The following is a 14,761-nucleotide window of genomic DNA, read 5'->3' as shown; positions in this document are numbered from 1 at the left end:
CTGCAGACACAAACGCGCCGGAAAGGTGCAGGATCGTCGGATCAATCCGGCGATTCTGCACCTTTCCGGCGTTTCTGCGTGGACGCGGAGTCGTTAGGCTGGGCGCATGAGTGGAAGCGACGTGTTGGTTGAGGCCTTTTCACGAATTCCAGACGCGGTGTCGCAGGCGACGGACGGGCTCGACGCCGGCCAGCTCGCCTACCGGCCGCGTCTTTCTGATGGTTCCGGCTCTTCCGGGAACAGCATCGCCTGGCTGATCTGGCACCTCACCCGGGTACAGGACAACCATCTTGCAGATGCCGCCGATCGTAACGAGCTGTGGCTTGCCGACGGTTGGGCCGAGAAGTTCAACCTCGACCTGCCGCGGGAGGACACCGGGTACGGTCACGGATCCGCGGACGTGGACAGGGTGCGTGTCCAGGAGGCCGAGCTGCTCATCGAGTATCACCGCGCAGTGCACGCCCGAACGCTGGAGTTCGTCGAAAACCTGAGCGAGACGGACCTGAACCGGATCATCGACACATCGTGGGATCCGCCGGTCACGCTACGGGTACGTCTGGTCAGCGTCATCGAGGACTGCATGCAGCATGCCGGGCAGGCCGCCTACCTGCGGGGACTCCTGACCTGACTCGACCTTGCAAGATCGCCGGTTTGGTGCAGGATAGTTGTGCACATCCGACGATTCTGCACCGAACCGGCGATTCTGGCCGGATCTGGCTCAGAGCCCGGTCACCCGTAGCGTGATGTTGAGCCGCCCCTCCAGGCCCAGCGCAGGGTCCGATGTCCCCGGGTACGTCTTCATGACCCCGTGGTACGCCAGACGGGACTCGCCGCCGAACACAAACAGGTCGCCGGACTCGAGCCGAACGTCGGTCCATGGCTTGTTCCGGTTCTCCGTGTTCCCGAACCGGAAGAGGCAGCTGTCGCCGATGCTCAGCGACACAACCGGTGCAAGGGACTTCTCCTCCTTGTCCTGGTGCATGCCCATCTTCGCTGAGGCGTCGTAGAAGTTGATGAGCGCCGCGTCCGGGTTGAAGCTCTCGTCGCGCGCACCATACGCAGCCCCGACGGCGTCCCGCCCCAACTCAGCCAACCAGGAAGGGAAGTCCGCGACCGGGCCGCCGTCGACGTCGTCGGCTGTCCTGCTATAGCGGTAGGGCATCCAGTGCCAGCCGAGGCACACCGTTTGCACCGACATCTGGGAGCCGTTGGGCATGCGTGTGTGCCGCATCGGCACCGGACCGGATGCCCAGTCCCGGCACGCCGTCACGAGCTCGCGTTGGCGATCCAGGTTCAACCAGCCCGGAATATGCACAGCGCCGGGAGCGACGACGGCCGGATCGCGAGGCAGGAGAGTAGCCATGGGCTAATTGTCTTCCATTGTGTGCGCCGTAGCCGGGCGATACGCTCGCTTCGACCGACTTGCCAGGAGGAGGAGCCATGCCCAGCCGAGAAACCTTCCGTGACGGAATGCCTTGCTGGATCGACCTCGCCAGTTCCGATCCGGCGCAGTCTGCGCGCTTCTATAGCGGGTTGTTCGGCTGGGATGTCGAGGACCTGGGACCCGACTATGGGCACTACACCAAGTTCCTCAGGAAGGGTAAGGCGGTTGCAGGCCTCATCGCCAACTCGATCGAGTCAGGTTCCCCGGACGGATGGATCACCTACTTCGCCGCCGGGAACGTGCGGGACTTGACCGAGAAGGCAGCACTGGCGGGAGCAGAGATCCTGATTAAGCCGTTCGAGGTTTCAGACCAGGGGAGCGTCGCCCATCTTGCCGATCCGTCCGGAGCGACCTTCGGGCTTTGGCAGGGAAAGAAACTGCCCGGCTTTGAACTGCACGGTGAGCCGGGTGCCGCTGTCTGGCACGAGTTGATGACCCGGCAGTACCGCCTGTGCGTCGACTTCTACCCGCGCGTACTTGGCTGGGAACCGCAGGTGGAAAGCGACACGGAGGACTTCCGCTACACGACAGGCCTGGTTGAGGGCGATCAACAGGCGGGCATCATGGATGCCGCCAACCTGCTGCGCGAAGGCGCACCTTCCGCCTGGGGAGTGTATTTCGGCGTGGAGAACACAGACGCCGTCGCGGCTCGCATTCCTGAAGCCGGTGGAACGGTGACGTCCGAACCGCAGGATTCGCCCTACGGACGGGTCTGCAGTGCCACAGACCCGTCCGGCGTAGCTTTCTGGATCAACTCACGCTAGTGCGTTTCTGCCCGCGATCGCCTCGCTGAACGCGTCGAGGGATTGTTCGAGCGCCGCACGGGGATTGAATGCGTAGGTGCCGTCACCGAAGTGCTCAAAGGTGAAGTGGCCCGTGTACCCGTAATCGTCAAGGGCCGCGACGTAGCTTCCCAGCGGCAGCTCACCGTCCCCCCATGCGAGGTGCCCTGTCGGGCGTCCATCAACGAGGTGCACATGCCGGATGAGGGCTCCCAGATGCTCGTGATAGTCCGCGACTGTTTCGCCGGCTGCCGCCATGGCAACCGTGTCCAGCACGGCACCGAGATGTGAGGCGCCGACGTCGTCAATCATCCGGCGAAGTGCCGGGGAATCGTTGACCAGGTTCGACTCCACCCGCTGCAAGGGCTCCAGAACACAATCAACGCCAAGACTGCCGGCATAGGCGGTGATCTCTCCCACCGCGTCGACGGATCGCTGCCACGCAGCACCCACGCTTTCGTTCTCGAAGCCCCGGCCGGGGGTCAGAAACAGCAGCGGAGCCTGTAGTTCGGCGCACACCTGCGCCGCGCGACGGAACAGGGCAATACTCTGCTCTCGCAACCAGGCGATGGAAGACGCGATGTTGACCGGGTACATAACCTGTTCCGCGGTGATGCAGTGGATCTGCAGCTGCCGTTCTTGGAGCTGTCGGCGGACGGCCAACAGATCAGCAGCGGTGAGTTGCGGGATGTGGAACTGAGGGGCGATGCCCCATAACTCGAGCCGTTCCCTGTCGAGGGCCACCATGTCATCGAGAAAGGTCTCGAACGGCAGGTGTTGATAGGAAAAGTTCGACCCGGTGATCTGATTCGTCGAAAGGCTCACGAGAGACCTCCCGGGAACTTACTTTCCGATGCCATCGGCCAGCCCCTTCACGAAGTAGCGCTGCCCCAGGAAGAACAGGAGCACCACGGGCACCGCGGCGATCACCATCCCCGCGAAGACCACCGGGTAGTCGGTTCCGTGCTTGCTCATCAGGCTGGTCAGGCCCACAGGGAGGGTTTGGACGCCCGTCCCGCTTGTGAAGACCATCGCGAAGAGGTACTCGTTCCATGCGAATAAGACGTGAAGGATGACCGTCGAGACGATGATCGGCTTGCACATGGGCAGAATGACCCGCCAGAAAGTTGTCCACTGTGTGGCACCGTCCACCTTCGCGGCCTCGTCAATCTCCCTCGGCAGATCAATCATGTACGCCCGGATCAGGAAGGTCGTGAAAGGGATGCGAAAAGCTGTGTAGAGAATGAGAAGCGCCCAGAAAGTGTTGTAAAGCCCCAGGCCCTGAAACATCTTCACCAGCGGAACGAGGGCGACGGCGGGGGCGAGCATGAGCCCACCGAGGATTGCCGTCACGATAGCCCTGTTGAAAGGGATGTTGACGCGCGTCAGTCCGTAGGCGGCCCATGCGCTGATGAACACCGTGGCGATGGTGGAGGTTACGGTCACAAGAACGCTGGTCATCAGGTAATTGCTGACGCCCCTGTTCCAGGCATTCGCGTAGTTCTCCCAGTCCCAGGTCACGGGGAGCGCAAAGGGGTTGCCGAAGAGCTCGGCGTTCTCTTTGAAACCATTGAGCACCATCCACAGCAGCGGATAAATTACCACCACCGCCAGGCCGAGGAGGAAGGTCCACATGAAGACCTTCGCGATGATGCCGAGGAACGAGAATCGAGTCACCATTCCACTCTTCTCCTGTGTGTAATCCAGAGCTGCGCGAGAGCGATGATGAGGGTGACAAGGAAGATCACCATGGCGATCGCGGCCGCGTAACCGAAATCGTTGCGGACGAAACCGCTGCGGTACAGCCAGGTGGCGAGCACCTGGGTGGAGTTGTTGGGCCCGCCACTGGTCATCACCATCACCTCGTTGAAGACCTGAAAGGCCCCGGAGATCGTGACGATGGTCATCAGGCCGGTCATCTCACGGACCAGGGGCACGGTCACCGTGAAGAATCTGCGGATCACCCCAATTCCGTCGATGGAGGCGGCCTCGTAGAGCTCCGAAGGAATGCGTTGGATTGCGACCGCGAAGAGGAGGGTCGAGTACCCGAATCCCTGCCACTGGCTCATCGCAATCACCGCCATCATGGCGGTGCTCTCTTGGCCGAGCCAGGGCTGGGTCAGCGCATCCAGGCCTACCCCGCTCAGTACGTAGTTCAGCAAGCCGAGGTTGGGCTCGTAGATGAAGTAGAAAAGGAGGCCTGCAACCGTGAGGGAGATAGCGGACGGGATGAAGTAGACCGCTCGCAGTGCCCGCCTCCAGCGCTCCCTGCGCACACTTTCGATCAGTGCAGCCAACGCGAGTGCCCCGCATACCTGGAAGACGATGGAGACACCCGCATACAAAGCGTTGTTGCCGAGCGCTGACCAGAAGATCGGGTCACTGGAAAGCTTGATGTAGTTCTCCGCGCCGACGAAGGTCTGGCTACCGCTGTAGATATCCCATTCGAGGAAGCTGAACCCAAGGTTCTGTACCAGCGGCAGGTAGACGAACACGGCCAGGAGCACCAGGGCCGGAAGCACCCAAGCGAAACCCAGAATGCGCTTGATCCCGGACGGGCGCGTCGATGAGCTTTCGCGGATCGGGGAGTGGGGCCGGGGCACCTGCTTTGCGCGGGTGCCCTCCACGGTCAGCATGGCTTACTTCGCCGAGTTGGAAGCGTTGCGCACGCTCTCGAGCACCTCTTCGGGTGTCGAGCTACCGCTGATAATCGCCTCTCCGCCGGCAAGCCAGGCATCGGCGACTTCCGGAACGGTCACCGTATCGAGCCAGACGACGATCTGGCTCGCGTCGTTGACCTGGGTGATGCCCTCATTGACGGCGACACTCGAAGTCTCCGGCGTGACGGCCCCGAGAACGGTGCTTGGCTGTCCGTAGGGCGGTGACGAGAGAGTTTTGGCGCTCTCCGCTGTCGTCACGAACTTCATGAAATCCACCGCCAGTGCTGCGCGGGGGGACTTGGCGTTGATGAGGTATCCCTCGGGTGCGCCTTCAATGGCATCCGGGTCACCCTCGGCTCCTGCGGGGACCGGAAGCTTGAAGATTCCGAAGTTCTCGCCAGTGAGCTCGTTGCCCTCCGCTGTGACAGTGTCGAACTCCAGGATCTCCTGGTAGTACATCGCGGCCGATCCGCTTGCGAGCGCCTCCTGGGCCGTGGTGTACAGAACCCCGTTGGTGCCGTCACCACTGTCGGTGCACTCATCAACCAGGGTCTTGAACTGTTCGAGCGAAGCGACGTATCCCTCGTGGTCCAGCTTTGCGCTCTCCGGATTGAAGTCCGCCTGCAGCACCTCAGCCGGCACGTTGTAGGCGAAGAGCTGCTGGAGATAATGCAGCCCAGGCCAACCGTCCTTGTTTCCGAACGCTATGGGTTCAAAACCCGCCTCCCGAAGAGGGCCGCAGCTCTCGATGAGTTCCTCGAAGGATGTTGGGACCTCGATGCCGGCTTTCTCGAACGCAGCCTTGTTGTACCCCATGAATTTGCCGTTGTTGTAGAGCGGTACCCCGAAGTACTTGTCGTTGTACTTGAACGCGTCGAGCGAAGCCTCTCCGAAGGTCTTTCCCCATTCGGTGTCCGGACCTATGACGCCGGTGAGGTCAGCTGCAAGCCCGCCGGTGACGAAGTTCTCCGCCCAGTCGCCTGTCCAGCTGAAGTAGATGTCCGGCAGTGCTCCGGATGCTGTCAGTGTCTTCGTCTTGTCCTTGATGCTCTGATCGGTTTCCTGAATGAGTTCAACTTCGACCTCCGGATGGAGTTCCGTGTACTCAGCGGCAAGGTCTTCGAAGTAGGGCTGCAGCGGGTCGCCGGCGAACTTCGTGAGAATGCTCAGTGTGCCGGAGAACTCCGGTTCGGCTCCTACATTGGCGACAGCGGTGCTCGACTGGTTTGCGCATCCGCTGAGTCCGAGCGCCGACGCCATAACCAGCGCGATGGCCGCCAGGGAATCTCGTTTCTGCATGGTGGTCCTTCATGTTGGACGAGCGGGACCGTCATAGCCACGTATGTGAGCCATCAAACCCGCCGTTGGATGTGAGAACAGGTACTGCGTGATTTCGACGACTATACAGAGCATCTGGTACCGGTACCAGACCTTTCCGAAAAATGTTTGAATGCCTGGTCCTCTAGCCATTCGGAAGCGGTGGTTTCGGGACGATGCCGCCGTTGTAGCGCAGTGGAAACAACCGGTATCGGCAGTCTTCTCACGAAAGTCCTTGACGGCCTCCAGCTGGATGTGCCAGCATCGGTCATGGCTGATACCGGTATCAGGTTCTTTCGATACGAACGGTTCTCCTATCGCCTACACCTCCCTCCGAAAGGAAAATGATGCTCGGTTTTGACGAGTCAGCATTCCGCAAACAGATCGCCAGTGCAGTGTCCCTCCGCCCGAACATCGAGGAGTTGGTCAGTACCATCACCGCGAAGGGGGTCAGCAACGTCTTCCTGATCGGGGCAGGGGGAACCTACGCTGCCATGTGGCCCTACGAGCACCTCGCCCGCCGGCATTCAACCCTGCCGGTAAAGGCCGCCATAGCGGCCGAGCTGATCGTTTCCGGAGATGCGACCCTGGGGGAGAACTCCGTGGCCGTGTTCACTTCCGTGTCCGGAACGACCGACGACAGCCTGCGCGCTATCGAGTACTGCAAGCAGCGCGGCGTCTTCACCGTCGCGTTCACCGGTTACGCGGATTCTCCTATTGCCCAGGCAGTGGATGCTGCACTTATCTCTGAGCCGAAGACCTGGCCGTTCGACATGCAAATGCTGTTCTTCATGACGCGGCTGCTGTCTGAACGCGGAGAGTTCGCGGGTTACGAGAAATTCGCTGATGAAATGGCAGGGCTGGACGGTGTGCTTGTCGACGTGGCTCGCCAGGCGGAACCCATCGCAGCCGCCTTCGCCGATGCTCATGCCGACACCGACTATCACTTCCTCGTGGGGGGTGGGAACCTGTGGGGCTTCACGTACCTCTACTCCATGTGCATCCTTGAGGAAATGCAGTGGCTGCGCACCACCCGTGTGCATAGCGCCGAGTTCTTCCACGGGTCGCTCGAACTGCTGGAGAAGGACACCAGCGTCATCATTTTCCAGGGTGAGGATGAGACGCGCGCCCTGACCGAGCGCGTCGAAAAGTTCGCCAAGCGGGTTTCGGATGATGTCACCGTCCTTGATACCAAGGACTATCCGTTGGAAGGCATCAGCGAGGAATTCCGCGGACTTCTCGCACCAGCCGTCCTCGACACCGTCACCGGTCGTATCAGCAAACACCTCGAGCGGGTACGCAATCACTCTTTGGACCTCAGGCGTTACTACCGCGTTGTCGAATACTGATCCATTTCCAAGTTGGGCGTCTGTTCTGGGGAGCAGGCGCCCAGCTACCTAAGGGCGGCTATGAAGCATCTACAACACCGGACGGGAGGCTCCGTGAGGGTTCTGGGGTTCGGGGACAACATCGTTGATCGGTACCTTGACCGAGGGATGATCTACCCCGGTGGCAACTGCGTCAACTTCGCCGTATTCGCCCGCCAATTGGGAGCACAGTCGTCCTATTTGGGAGTGTTCGGATCCGATGGACACGGACGCTTCCTTCGGGACGCAATCGAGGCTGAAGGGGTGGACACCCGTCGTTCCGTGACCAGAGACGGCCCTAGCGGAGTCTCGTCCATCAGCATCGTGCAGGGAGAGCGGGTGTTCGGAGGGTGGAACGGAGGCGGTGTGACCGTGTCAGACCCTCTTGAACTCGACGAGGACCTGCTGGGCTATGTCGCAGGGTTCGACCTGGTGCATTCGAGTGTCTATTCCCGTTCCGAGACCGAGCTCGGAAAGATCCGCCCTTCCGGACCCCTGGTCAGCTATGACTTCTCGAGTGAAGATGAGTTTCGCAGCACCGACTACCTGAGGCGGGTCTGCCCCTCCGTTGATCTCGCCCTCATCTCGTGTTCGGGTCTCTCGGACACTGATACCGAGCAGCTTCTTTCCGCATTGATGGAACGAGGCGCCGGGATGGCTCTTGGCACCCGCGGATCCTCCGGAGCCGTTGCATATAACGGGCAGGACTACATCAGTGCCCCGGCGGTGCCCATCCCGGCGACCGAACAACCGATTGACACCATGGGTTGTGGGGACGCATTCCTTACGGCATTTGCCGTAACTCTTGTAGCGGGTGGATGGAGCCGCTCGGCACCGCCCGGTGAGTCGGAGATTCGAAAAGCGCTGAACGCGGGCGCCGCATTTGCCGCACGGCAGTGCCTGGTGGAGGGAGCATTCGGTCGAGGTGTTGCCGATTCCGGCATCGCGGTTACGATGTGACATGCTGACCGGGATGCGCCGAATTCAAAACAGAATGACGATCTGAATGGCGGCTGAACGTGATCGCAGCGTCGCCCCGCCAACCATCTCCGAAGTCGCCGCGGAGGCAGGAGTGGGCCGAGCTTCGGCCGCCCGTACGCTCGGCGGATATGGCTATGTCAGCCCGGAGTTGAGGGAACGCGTCCTGAGCGCCGCCGAGAAGCTGGGTTATCGGGCCAACGCGCTCGCCCGCAGCATGTCGACTGGAGTGAGCCACACCCTGGGGCTCATTGTCGCGGATATCGGTAATCCGTTTTTCGCCGGCGTCACCAGGGGGATCAGCGATTTTTCACGACAACGGGGCTTCGACACCATTGTGTTGAGCACGCACGAGGATCTCGAGGAAGAGAAGGCCGCTGTAGGGGTGCTCATCGACAAGCGCGTCGATGGCATGATCATCGCGTCTGCGGCGGTCGAACGGGACGATGTCGCCCATATTCAGGACGCGATGACCCGGGGGATACCGGTGGTCCTGGTCGACCGCGCCGTGGAGCACCTTGCGCTCGACTCGGTGGTGATCGACAACCGGGAGGCGAGCCGGCGGGCAGTGAACCACCTGATCGAGCATGGCCACCGACGTATCGGATTCATCTGGGGACCACCGATGAAGAAGCCGGCCACCACCCGGCGTGCTCTCACCGCTGCGGCAGCGCGTAGCCTATGGACGGATGGGGAGCGGCTCCGCGGATACCTGGACGCACTCGACGACGCCGGTCTGCCTTTCGACGCCGACCTCGTCATGACGGGGCCCAAGACTGAACAGAACGCAACAGTTGCCGTTTCCCGAATGTTGGCACTTGATGATCGCGTGACTGCTCTCTTCTGCACGGAGAATGACGCGCTTACCGGTTCTCTCCGTGCCGTCAGGGAGAGCGGGTTCAGCTACCCCGCGGACGTATCTCTCATTGGTTTCGATGACAGCTCCTGGGCGGCAGTGATGGAGCCTCCGCTCACGATGATCGCGCAACCGATGCTGGATCTGGGTGCGCGGGCGGCAGAGACCCTGCTGAGCGAGATAGAAGGAGCGACTCCCTCGCGGACCATGCACACACTTGAGGCACGGTTCGTCGAGCGGGCGTCGGTAGCGAAACGCAACCTGTGAATGCCTGCTAGCGCTCGGTCCGCAGGTAATGAAGCTGCGCTGCCACCGACTGCTGCGCTGCGCGGCGCACTGAAGGATCGACCTCGGCGTATACCCGGTCGGTGACGGAGCCGACGTCGGCATCATCAGCTGCCAGACCCAGCGCCACAAGCGCTGCCCGCACCTGATCAAGCCGCTCCAGCCTGTGCGTTCTATAGGCACGGGCAACCTCGCCGAGATGCGGGAGCAGAGGGCCGTGGCCCGGCAGCACGCTGGCACTGCCCAGAGATTCAAGTGTGTCGAGAGACTGGAAATATTGGTCCAGGGTTCCATCCGGGTAACTGAGCACCGTGGTGCCGTGTCCAAGAATCGTGTCGCCGGTCAGTACGGAACCCTCGGGGCCGTCGTCGGGCAAGTAGAAGCACACGGAATCTGCGGTGTGGCCCGGCGTGGCCATAACCTTGATCTCGACGCCCCCGGCGGTAACAATCTCGCCGTCATCGAGCGGATGGCCCCCGTGGCAATATCCTGGGTCGAGGGCGCGAACCGGCGCGCCGGTGATCTCGTGGAAGAGGGCGCTGGCCTCGGTGTGATCCCAATGATGGTGAGTGATGAGCACCAGTTCCACTTGTCCGGCCGATTGCAGGGCGGCTACATGCGTGTCATCGGGCGGCCCCGGGTCAACCACAACCACGGCAGGTGAACCTGGCGCGGCGATGACATAGGAGTTGGTGCCGTCCAGGCTCATCGGTCCGGGGTTGGGCGCAAGCCGGTAGCGCGTCAGCGGGCTGCTCGCGGTCAGGCCGCCCTCTGCAGGGGACACCGGTTAGCGGACTGTCTCTCGGATCTCGCCGAACGGAACCTCGGGGGAGACTTCCGCCTGGGTGTCTGGCCCGAGGTTCGTCGTGACCAGGACGCCATGCTCGCCGCCGGCAATCGACTGCTTGAAAACGGGGATCAGGGCGGCGGCCGTGCTGTCGTCCAGCCCTGCAAGGTAGGCGCGGTAGGAATCGGGAAGCTCTGAGTAATCCGTCATGGTCCCCAAACTACGCCCGCGCGCCTCCCGCAACAACCGTCGGACCTCGTCGTCCGACACCTGCTCAAAGGCGCGGTAGGCGCTACCGACGGCGGGCAGGTTCGGAGCGGCCCACGGACTCACCAGCTCGTCGACGGCACTGCCCACTGTCGCTGACGCGCTGGACAGGAACACCGGTGCGGCGGCGAGGATGCGCTTCACCCCGGCCTTTCGAAGAGCCGCAACAGCGGCGAGCATTGTGGCTCCGGTGGCAACGCCGTCGTCGACTATCACCACCGTCTCACCGGCCACGACCAACGGCTTCATGCCCTCGCGGTACAGAGCTTCACGGCGCTGCAGTTCGGCCAGTTCACGTTTCGCAACGGCTGCGAAGACGGCTTCGGCATCCCGTACCTGCTCGAGCACGTGCGGGTTCCGGACCGTTTCGACGGCGCCGCCGATGGAGGCAAGCGCGCCCATCGCGAGCTCCGGGAACGAGGGGACGCCGACCTTGCGCACCATGACGACGTCGAGCGGTGCGCCGAGCGCTTCCGCCACCACTGCGGCGACCGGAACGCCTCCTCGCGGAAGGGCGAGAACGAGCAGTTCATCGGCCTCGACCACCGGCGTAAGCGCCGTGGCGAGCAGTCGACCGGCATCCGCTCGGTCGACGTATCGCTCTGGTTCTTCCTGAGTTCTCACCATCATGGGCACCGGTCGGGAAAGGAGGGTCTTTCATTCGAGCTTAGAGGATGATAAACCGGCAGTAGCCTTAGTAATTTCGAGTCAGACGAAACCGAAACAACAGGAGAGAGGTACGTCATGGCAGAGCGGGGAAATACAACCCACGGTCCACACGTGGACGACCAGCTGAAACACGAGACACAGGGGTTGGTGCATAGCAACCATCCCACCCGGGCCGAGGACTGGCGCGAGGCCGAATCCGTGGACGACAGCGACGACACCGCCGGGGGCGATCAGCCGGTGTACGTGTCTGAAGCCACGCAGGGCGAGGGAGCCGTCACTGCGGACGACCTCACCCAAACGGTTGGAGACAACGCGGACGATGACGATGAGGAGGCGCAGTGACCAGCACCCTGCACATGCTCGCAGACCTCTACAGGAAGCCGGGTCCATGGGTGACCATTTACACGGATGCGAGTACCGGGACCGTTGATTCCCTCCACGCCGACGACGTCCGGCCGGACAATATTGCGACGGCGCTTGAGGAGGCGGGAGCGTCCAAGGAGGACCGCAAAGCGGTGGCCGAGGCCCTCCGCCAGTCCGCGAAAGGCATTCCGGATCCGGTGGCCCGGTTGCTCGTCGTCGCAAACGGCACGGTGGAGCTGGACGAGTTCCTGCCCGGCACCCTTGCACTGCCCGAGTTCACTTCGGTGAACGAGGTGCCGAACCTGTGTCCCCTGCTCTGGCACCGCCCCGACGACTTCTCCTACGTGGTGGCAGAAGTGGGCCGCGACGGCGGTGAAATCCACCTTCGCCACGCAGGCGGACGGCAGGACGACGACATGACGCACGTCGAGGGTGAAACCGAGAACCTCAAAAAGGTGCCCAGCGGTGGCTGGTCGCAGGGCCGTTACCAGCACCGGACGGAGAACATCTGGAAGGCGAACGCCGCAGACATTGCGGGCGAGATCGACCGCATTGTCCGCACCTGTCGGGCGAGGCTCGTAGTCGTCGCGGGTGACATCCGTGCCCGGAATCTGGTCGCGGAACAGCTGAGCGAGCAGTCAAAGGAGATCCTCACCGTCGTCGAAAGCCACAGCCGGACTGAAGGCGCCGACAAGGACGCCTATGCGCAGGAAATCGACAAGCGGGTCGCCGAATGCATCGCGCGACGGCAGGCGCAGCTACTGGAGAAGCTCAATAGTCAGAAGTCGAGGGCCAACCCCGAGTCGACGGAGGGCATCGGCTCGGTCGTTCATGCGCTGCAACAGGCGCAGGTCGACACGCTGCTGCTTGAGACTGCCGGACTCAACGGCCATCGGCTTCTTGCCCTGGGAGCGGAACCCTGGACCGCCGAGGTCGATGGAGAAACCGCGGGGTCACCCGTGCTCGGGGAGGTGCCGGCGCCGTCGTCGTTGTTGCGTGCGGCGGTACTCACCGACGCTGAGGTGGCACTGTTTCCTTCCGGCGCGCTCGACGGCGGACCCGTGGCTGCGCTGTTGCGCTGGCCGATAGGGCCCACCGTTCCTTCCGCTCGCTGATGGGTGATCGGCTGGTAGCTGACGCTGTTGTCGAGCGGTTGACCGCCTGGGGAGTCGAGCGCGTGTTCGGCTACAGCGGGGACGGAATCAACCCGGTCCTGGGCGCGCTTCGGCGTGCCGGTGGGCCGGCCTTCGTTCAGGCTCGTCATGAGGAGAACGCAGCCTTCATGGCGGTGGGACACGCCAAGTACACCGGTGGAGTTGGCGTGATGCTCTCCACGCAGGGACCGGGTGCTGTTCACCTGCTCAACGGCCTGTACGACGCACGGATGGACAGCGTGCCCGTTGTCGCCCTGGTGGGGCAGCAGAGCAAGACTGTCCTCGGCTCGGCGTATCAGCAGGAGATCGACCTGCAGAGCCTGTTCAAGGACGTCGCCTCCGGTTTCCGGCAGCAGGTGAACAGCCCGGACCAGGCACTCATGGTGATAGACCGGGCGTTCAAGGCGGCGCTCGCCACCCGGTCGCCCGCCGTCGTCATCCTGCCCCACGATGTGCAGCAGGAGCCCGCCCCGGAGCTCGAGCACGAGCACGGCGTCATCCCGTCCGCCCCACTGTGGAGCCCAGGGAAGATGGTCCCGCAGGATCAGGACCTGCACGACGCCGCCGCCGTGTTGAATGCCGGATCGAAGCTTGCGCTGTTGGTTGGGCAGGGCGCACGGCTTGCGCAGGGTGAGGTGGTGGCGCTGGCCGAGAAGCTGGGTGCCGCCGTCGTGACGAGCCTGCTCGGTAAACCGTACGTGGACGAGGCGCTGCCGTACGCCGCAGGCACCATGGGACATCTGGGTACCAGCGCCAGTGGCTGGGTGATGGCCAACTGCGACACCCTGCTGATTGTCGGCTCGAATGATCCGTGGACCGAGTTCTACCCGCCGCCGGGTAAGGCCCGAGCGGTGCAGATCGACAATGACGCAAAGGCGATCGGGAACAGATACCCGGTGGAAGTGGCCGTGACCGGAGACGCCGCCGAGGCTCTCCGCGCTCTGCTGCCTCTGGTGAAGCATCGCACTGGTTGGCTGGCGGACGTCGAGCGCCATGTGGACGCCTGGCGGAACCTGTCAGAGGCCCGGGCCTTCACCGCTGCCGATCCCGTGAACCCGGAGCGCGCTGTCCGGGAGCTGAACGGGCGCCTGCCGGATAACGCGCAGGTGGCTATCGACGTCGGCAGCTGCGTGTACTGGTACGCGCGCCAGTTGCATCTGCCTGCGGGCGTCCCCGCACACCTGTCGAGCACCCTCGCAAGCATGGGGTGCGGTATCCCCTACGGTCTGGCAGCGAAACTAGCGTCTCCTGACCGTCCGCTGGTGGTGCTGAGCGGCGACGGCGGCATGCAGATGACCGGAATGGCCGAGTTGATCACGGTCAGCAGGCTCTGGAAGAACTGGAAGAACCCGGTCTTCGCCATCTGCGTCCTCAACAACCGTGACCTCGCCGAAGTCAGCTGGGAGCAACGTGAAACGGAAACCGAGCCGCGCTTCGATGACAGCCAGGACATTCCGGACGTGGACTACTCCGGCTACGCGCGGCTCCTCGGTCTGGATGGGGTGAGGGTGGAGAACCCTGACGACGTCGGTCCGGCCTGGGACCGTGCACTCTCCGCCGACCGGCCGTTTGTGCTCGACATCCGCACCGACGCTGACGTTCCGCTGCTTCCGCCGTTCCCCGGCGGGCAGGAGTTGGCCCAATCGATGGAAAAGGCGCTGGAGACCGAGGGGAACAACCACGCCCTGGAGTTGCTGCGGGAGTACGTGCGGCTGGAAACCGAGGCTCAGCTCTAGGTCATCCGGCACGGGGTCACCAGAACGGGCGGACTATCCCACCGAACGGGCGGATTCGGTGGGATAGTCCGGACTATCCCACGGAACCCACGAGTT

General features: G+C 62.9%; 15 protein-coding genes. 8 read left to right on the top strand and 7 right to left on the bottom strand.

The features are described from left to right. Positions 1 to 106: 106 nt before the first annotated feature. Positions 107 to 628, top strand: coding sequence for a mycothiol transferase (locus M1D74_RS14795; RefSeq protein ID WP_458115793.1), 522 nt, complete (start codon positions 107 to 109; stop codon positions 626 to 628). Between the two features lie 90 nt (positions 629 to 718). On the opposite strand, the gene M1D74_RS14790 is transcribed toward M1D74_RS14795, so the two are convergent. Beyond that, positions 719 to 1,363, bottom strand: a complete 645-nt coding sequence (locus tag M1D74_RS14790; RefSeq protein ID WP_458115792.1) for an alpha-ketoglutarate-dependent dioxygenase AlkB family protein — start codon at positions 1,361 to 1,363, stop codon at positions 719 to 721. Between the two features lie 77 nt (positions 1,364 to 1,440). Between M1D74_RS14790 and M1D74_RS14785 the strand changes: the two genes are divergently transcribed. Beyond that, the gene (locus tag M1D74_RS14785; protein WP_458115791.1) at positions 1,441 to 2,208 is read left to right on the top strand and encodes a VOC family protein; all 768 of its coding nucleotides are present in this window, start codon (positions 1,441 to 1,443) and stop codon (positions 2,206 to 2,208) included. Here M1D74_RS14785 and M1D74_RS14780 read toward each other — a convergent pair. The 4 genes from M1D74_RS14780 to M1D74_RS14765 are packed head-to-tail and all read right to left on the bottom strand — an operon-like array spanning position 2,200 to position 6,185. Then, a complete protein-coding gene (locus tag M1D74_RS14780) occupies positions 2,200 to 3,051 on the bottom strand; it encodes a sugar phosphate isomerase/epimerase family protein (protein WP_458115790.1) in 852 nt (283 codons plus the stop codon). The two genes, M1D74_RS14785 and M1D74_RS14780, sit on opposite strands and share 9 nt — an antisense overlap. Positions 3,052 to 3,069: 18 nt before the next feature. Then, entirely contained in the window at positions 3,070 to 3,906 is an 837-nt protein-coding gene (locus tag M1D74_RS14775; RefSeq protein WP_458115789.1) for a carbohydrate ABC transporter permease, read from the bottom strand. Continuing rightward, the gene (locus tag M1D74_RS14770) at positions 3,900 to 4,862 is read right to left on the bottom strand and encodes a carbohydrate ABC transporter permease (RefSeq protein WP_458115788.1); all 963 of its coding nucleotides are present in this window, start codon (positions 4,860 to 4,862) and stop codon (positions 3,900 to 3,902) included. The genes M1D74_RS14775 and M1D74_RS14770 overlap by 7 nt, the downstream gene beginning before the upstream one ends. A gap of 3 nt (positions 4,863 to 4,865) precedes the next feature. After that, the gene (locus M1D74_RS14765; protein ID WP_458115787.1) at positions 4,866 to 6,185 is read right to left on the bottom strand and encodes an ABC transporter substrate-binding protein; all 1,320 of its coding nucleotides are present in this window, start codon (positions 6,183 to 6,185) and stop codon (positions 4,866 to 4,868) included. Between the two features lie 362 nt (positions 6,186 to 6,547). On the opposite strand from M1D74_RS14765, the gene M1D74_RS14760 reads away from it, so the two are divergent. From M1D74_RS14760 to M1D74_RS14750, 3 genes are all read left to right on the top strand, one after another. After that, entirely contained in the window at positions 6,548 to 7,552 is a 1,005-nt protein-coding gene (locus M1D74_RS14760; protein WP_458115786.1) for an SIS domain-containing protein, read from the top strand. Positions 7,553 to 7,645: 93 nt separating this feature from the next. Further along, complete coding sequence (locus M1D74_RS14755) at positions 7,646 to 8,530, top strand: PfkB family carbohydrate kinase (RefSeq protein WP_458115785.1); 885 nt, start codon at positions 7,646 to 7,648, stop codon at positions 8,528 to 8,530. Positions 8,531 to 8,576: 46 nt separating this feature from the next. Further along, the gene (locus M1D74_RS14750; protein ID WP_458115784.1) at positions 8,577 to 9,671 is read left to right on the top strand and encodes a LacI family DNA-binding transcriptional regulator; all 1,095 of its coding nucleotides are present in this window, start codon (positions 8,577 to 8,579) and stop codon (positions 9,669 to 9,671) included. A 7-nt stretch (positions 9,672 to 9,678) separates the two neighbouring features. Here the strand turns inward: M1D74_RS14750 and M1D74_RS14745 are convergent, their stop codons facing one another. Together M1D74_RS14745 and M1D74_RS14740 are read right to left on the bottom strand one after the other, a co-directional pair. Further along, positions 9,679 to 10,473 (bottom strand): MBL fold metallo-hydrolase, encoded by a 795-nt coding sequence (locus M1D74_RS14745; RefSeq protein ID WP_458115783.1) that lies wholly within the window; start codon positions 10,471 to 10,473, stop codon positions 9,679 to 9,681. A gap of 3 nt (positions 10,474 to 10,476) precedes the next feature. Continuing rightward, on the bottom strand, positions 10,477 to 11,373 hold the full coding sequence (locus tag M1D74_RS14740; RefSeq protein WP_458115782.1) for a phosphoribosyltransferase: 897 nt from the start codon (positions 11,371 to 11,373) through the stop codon (positions 10,477 to 10,479). Between the two features lie 114 nt (positions 11,374 to 11,487). Between M1D74_RS14740 and M1D74_RS14735 the strand changes: the two genes are divergently transcribed. From M1D74_RS14735 to M1D74_RS14725, 3 genes are read left to right on the top strand one after another with little or no spacing between them, the layout of a single operon-like run. Further along, positions 11,488 to 11,754 (top strand): hypothetical protein, encoded by a 267-nt coding sequence (locus M1D74_RS14735; protein WP_458115781.1) that lies wholly within the window; start codon positions 11,488 to 11,490, stop codon positions 11,752 to 11,754. Beyond that, entirely contained in the window at positions 11,751 to 12,890 is a 1,140-nt protein-coding gene (locus tag M1D74_RS14730; RefSeq protein WP_458115780.1) for a baeRF2 domain-containing protein, read from the top strand. Before M1D74_RS14735 ends, M1D74_RS14730 begins: the two co-directional genes overlap by 4 nt. Beyond that, positions 12,890 to 14,665: a thiamine pyrophosphate-requiring protein gene (locus M1D74_RS14725; RefSeq protein ID WP_458115779.1), complete on the top strand. Its 1,776-nt coding sequence runs from the start codon at positions 12,890 to 12,892 to the stop codon at positions 14,663 to 14,665. Before M1D74_RS14730 ends, M1D74_RS14725 begins: the two co-directional genes overlap by 1 nt. Positions 14,666 to 14,761 lie beyond the last annotated feature (96 nt).

The organism is Arthrobacter sp. D2-10, assembly GCF_054161285.1.
Note: the sequence above shows the minus strand (reverse complement) of the source record. Positions and strands in the feature narration are given on the sequence as shown.

Excerpts from the sequence above, each read along its gene's own strand:
- M1D74_RS14795 (WP_458115793.1), top strand. The coding sequence starts at position 107 with ATGAGTGGAAGCGACGTGTTGGTTGAGGCCTTTTCACGAATTCCAGAC.
- M1D74_RS14790 (WP_458115792.1), bottom strand. The coding sequence starts at position 1,363 with ATGGCTACTCTCCTGCCTCGCGATCCGGCCGTCGTCGCTCCCGGCGCT.
- M1D74_RS14785 (WP_458115791.1), top strand. The coding sequence starts at position 1,441 with ATGCCCAGCCGAGAAACCTTCCGTGACGGAATGCCTTGCTGGATCGAC.
- M1D74_RS14775 (WP_458115789.1), bottom strand. The coding sequence starts at position 3,906 with ATGGTGACTCGATTCTCGTTCCTCGGCATCATCGCGAAGGTCTTCATG.
- M1D74_RS14770 (WP_458115788.1), bottom strand. The coding sequence starts at position 4,862 with ATGCTGACCGTGGAGGGCACCCGCGCAAAGCAGGTGCCCCGGCCCCAC.
- M1D74_RS14765 (WP_458115787.1), bottom strand. The coding sequence starts at position 6,185 with ATGCAGAAACGAGATTCCCTGGCGGCCATCGCGCTGGTTATGGCGTCG.
- M1D74_RS14760 (WP_458115786.1), top strand. The coding sequence starts at position 6,548 with ATGATGCTCGGTTTTGACGAGTCAGCATTCCGCAAACAGATCGCCAGT.
- M1D74_RS14750 (WP_458115784.1), top strand. The coding sequence starts at position 8,577 with ATGGCGGCTGAACGTGATCGCAGCGTCGCCCCGCCAACCATCTCCGAA.
- M1D74_RS14740 (WP_458115782.1), bottom strand. The coding sequence starts at position 11,373 with ATGATGGTGAGAACTCAGGAAGAACCAGAGCGATACGTCGACCGAGCG.
- M1D74_RS14735 (WP_458115781.1), top strand. The coding sequence starts at position 11,488 with ATGGCAGAGCGGGGAAATACAACCCACGGTCCACACGTGGACGACCAG.
- M1D74_RS14725 (WP_458115779.1), top strand. The coding sequence starts at position 12,890 with ATGGGTGATCGGCTGGTAGCTGACGCTGTTGTCGAGCGGTTGACCGCC.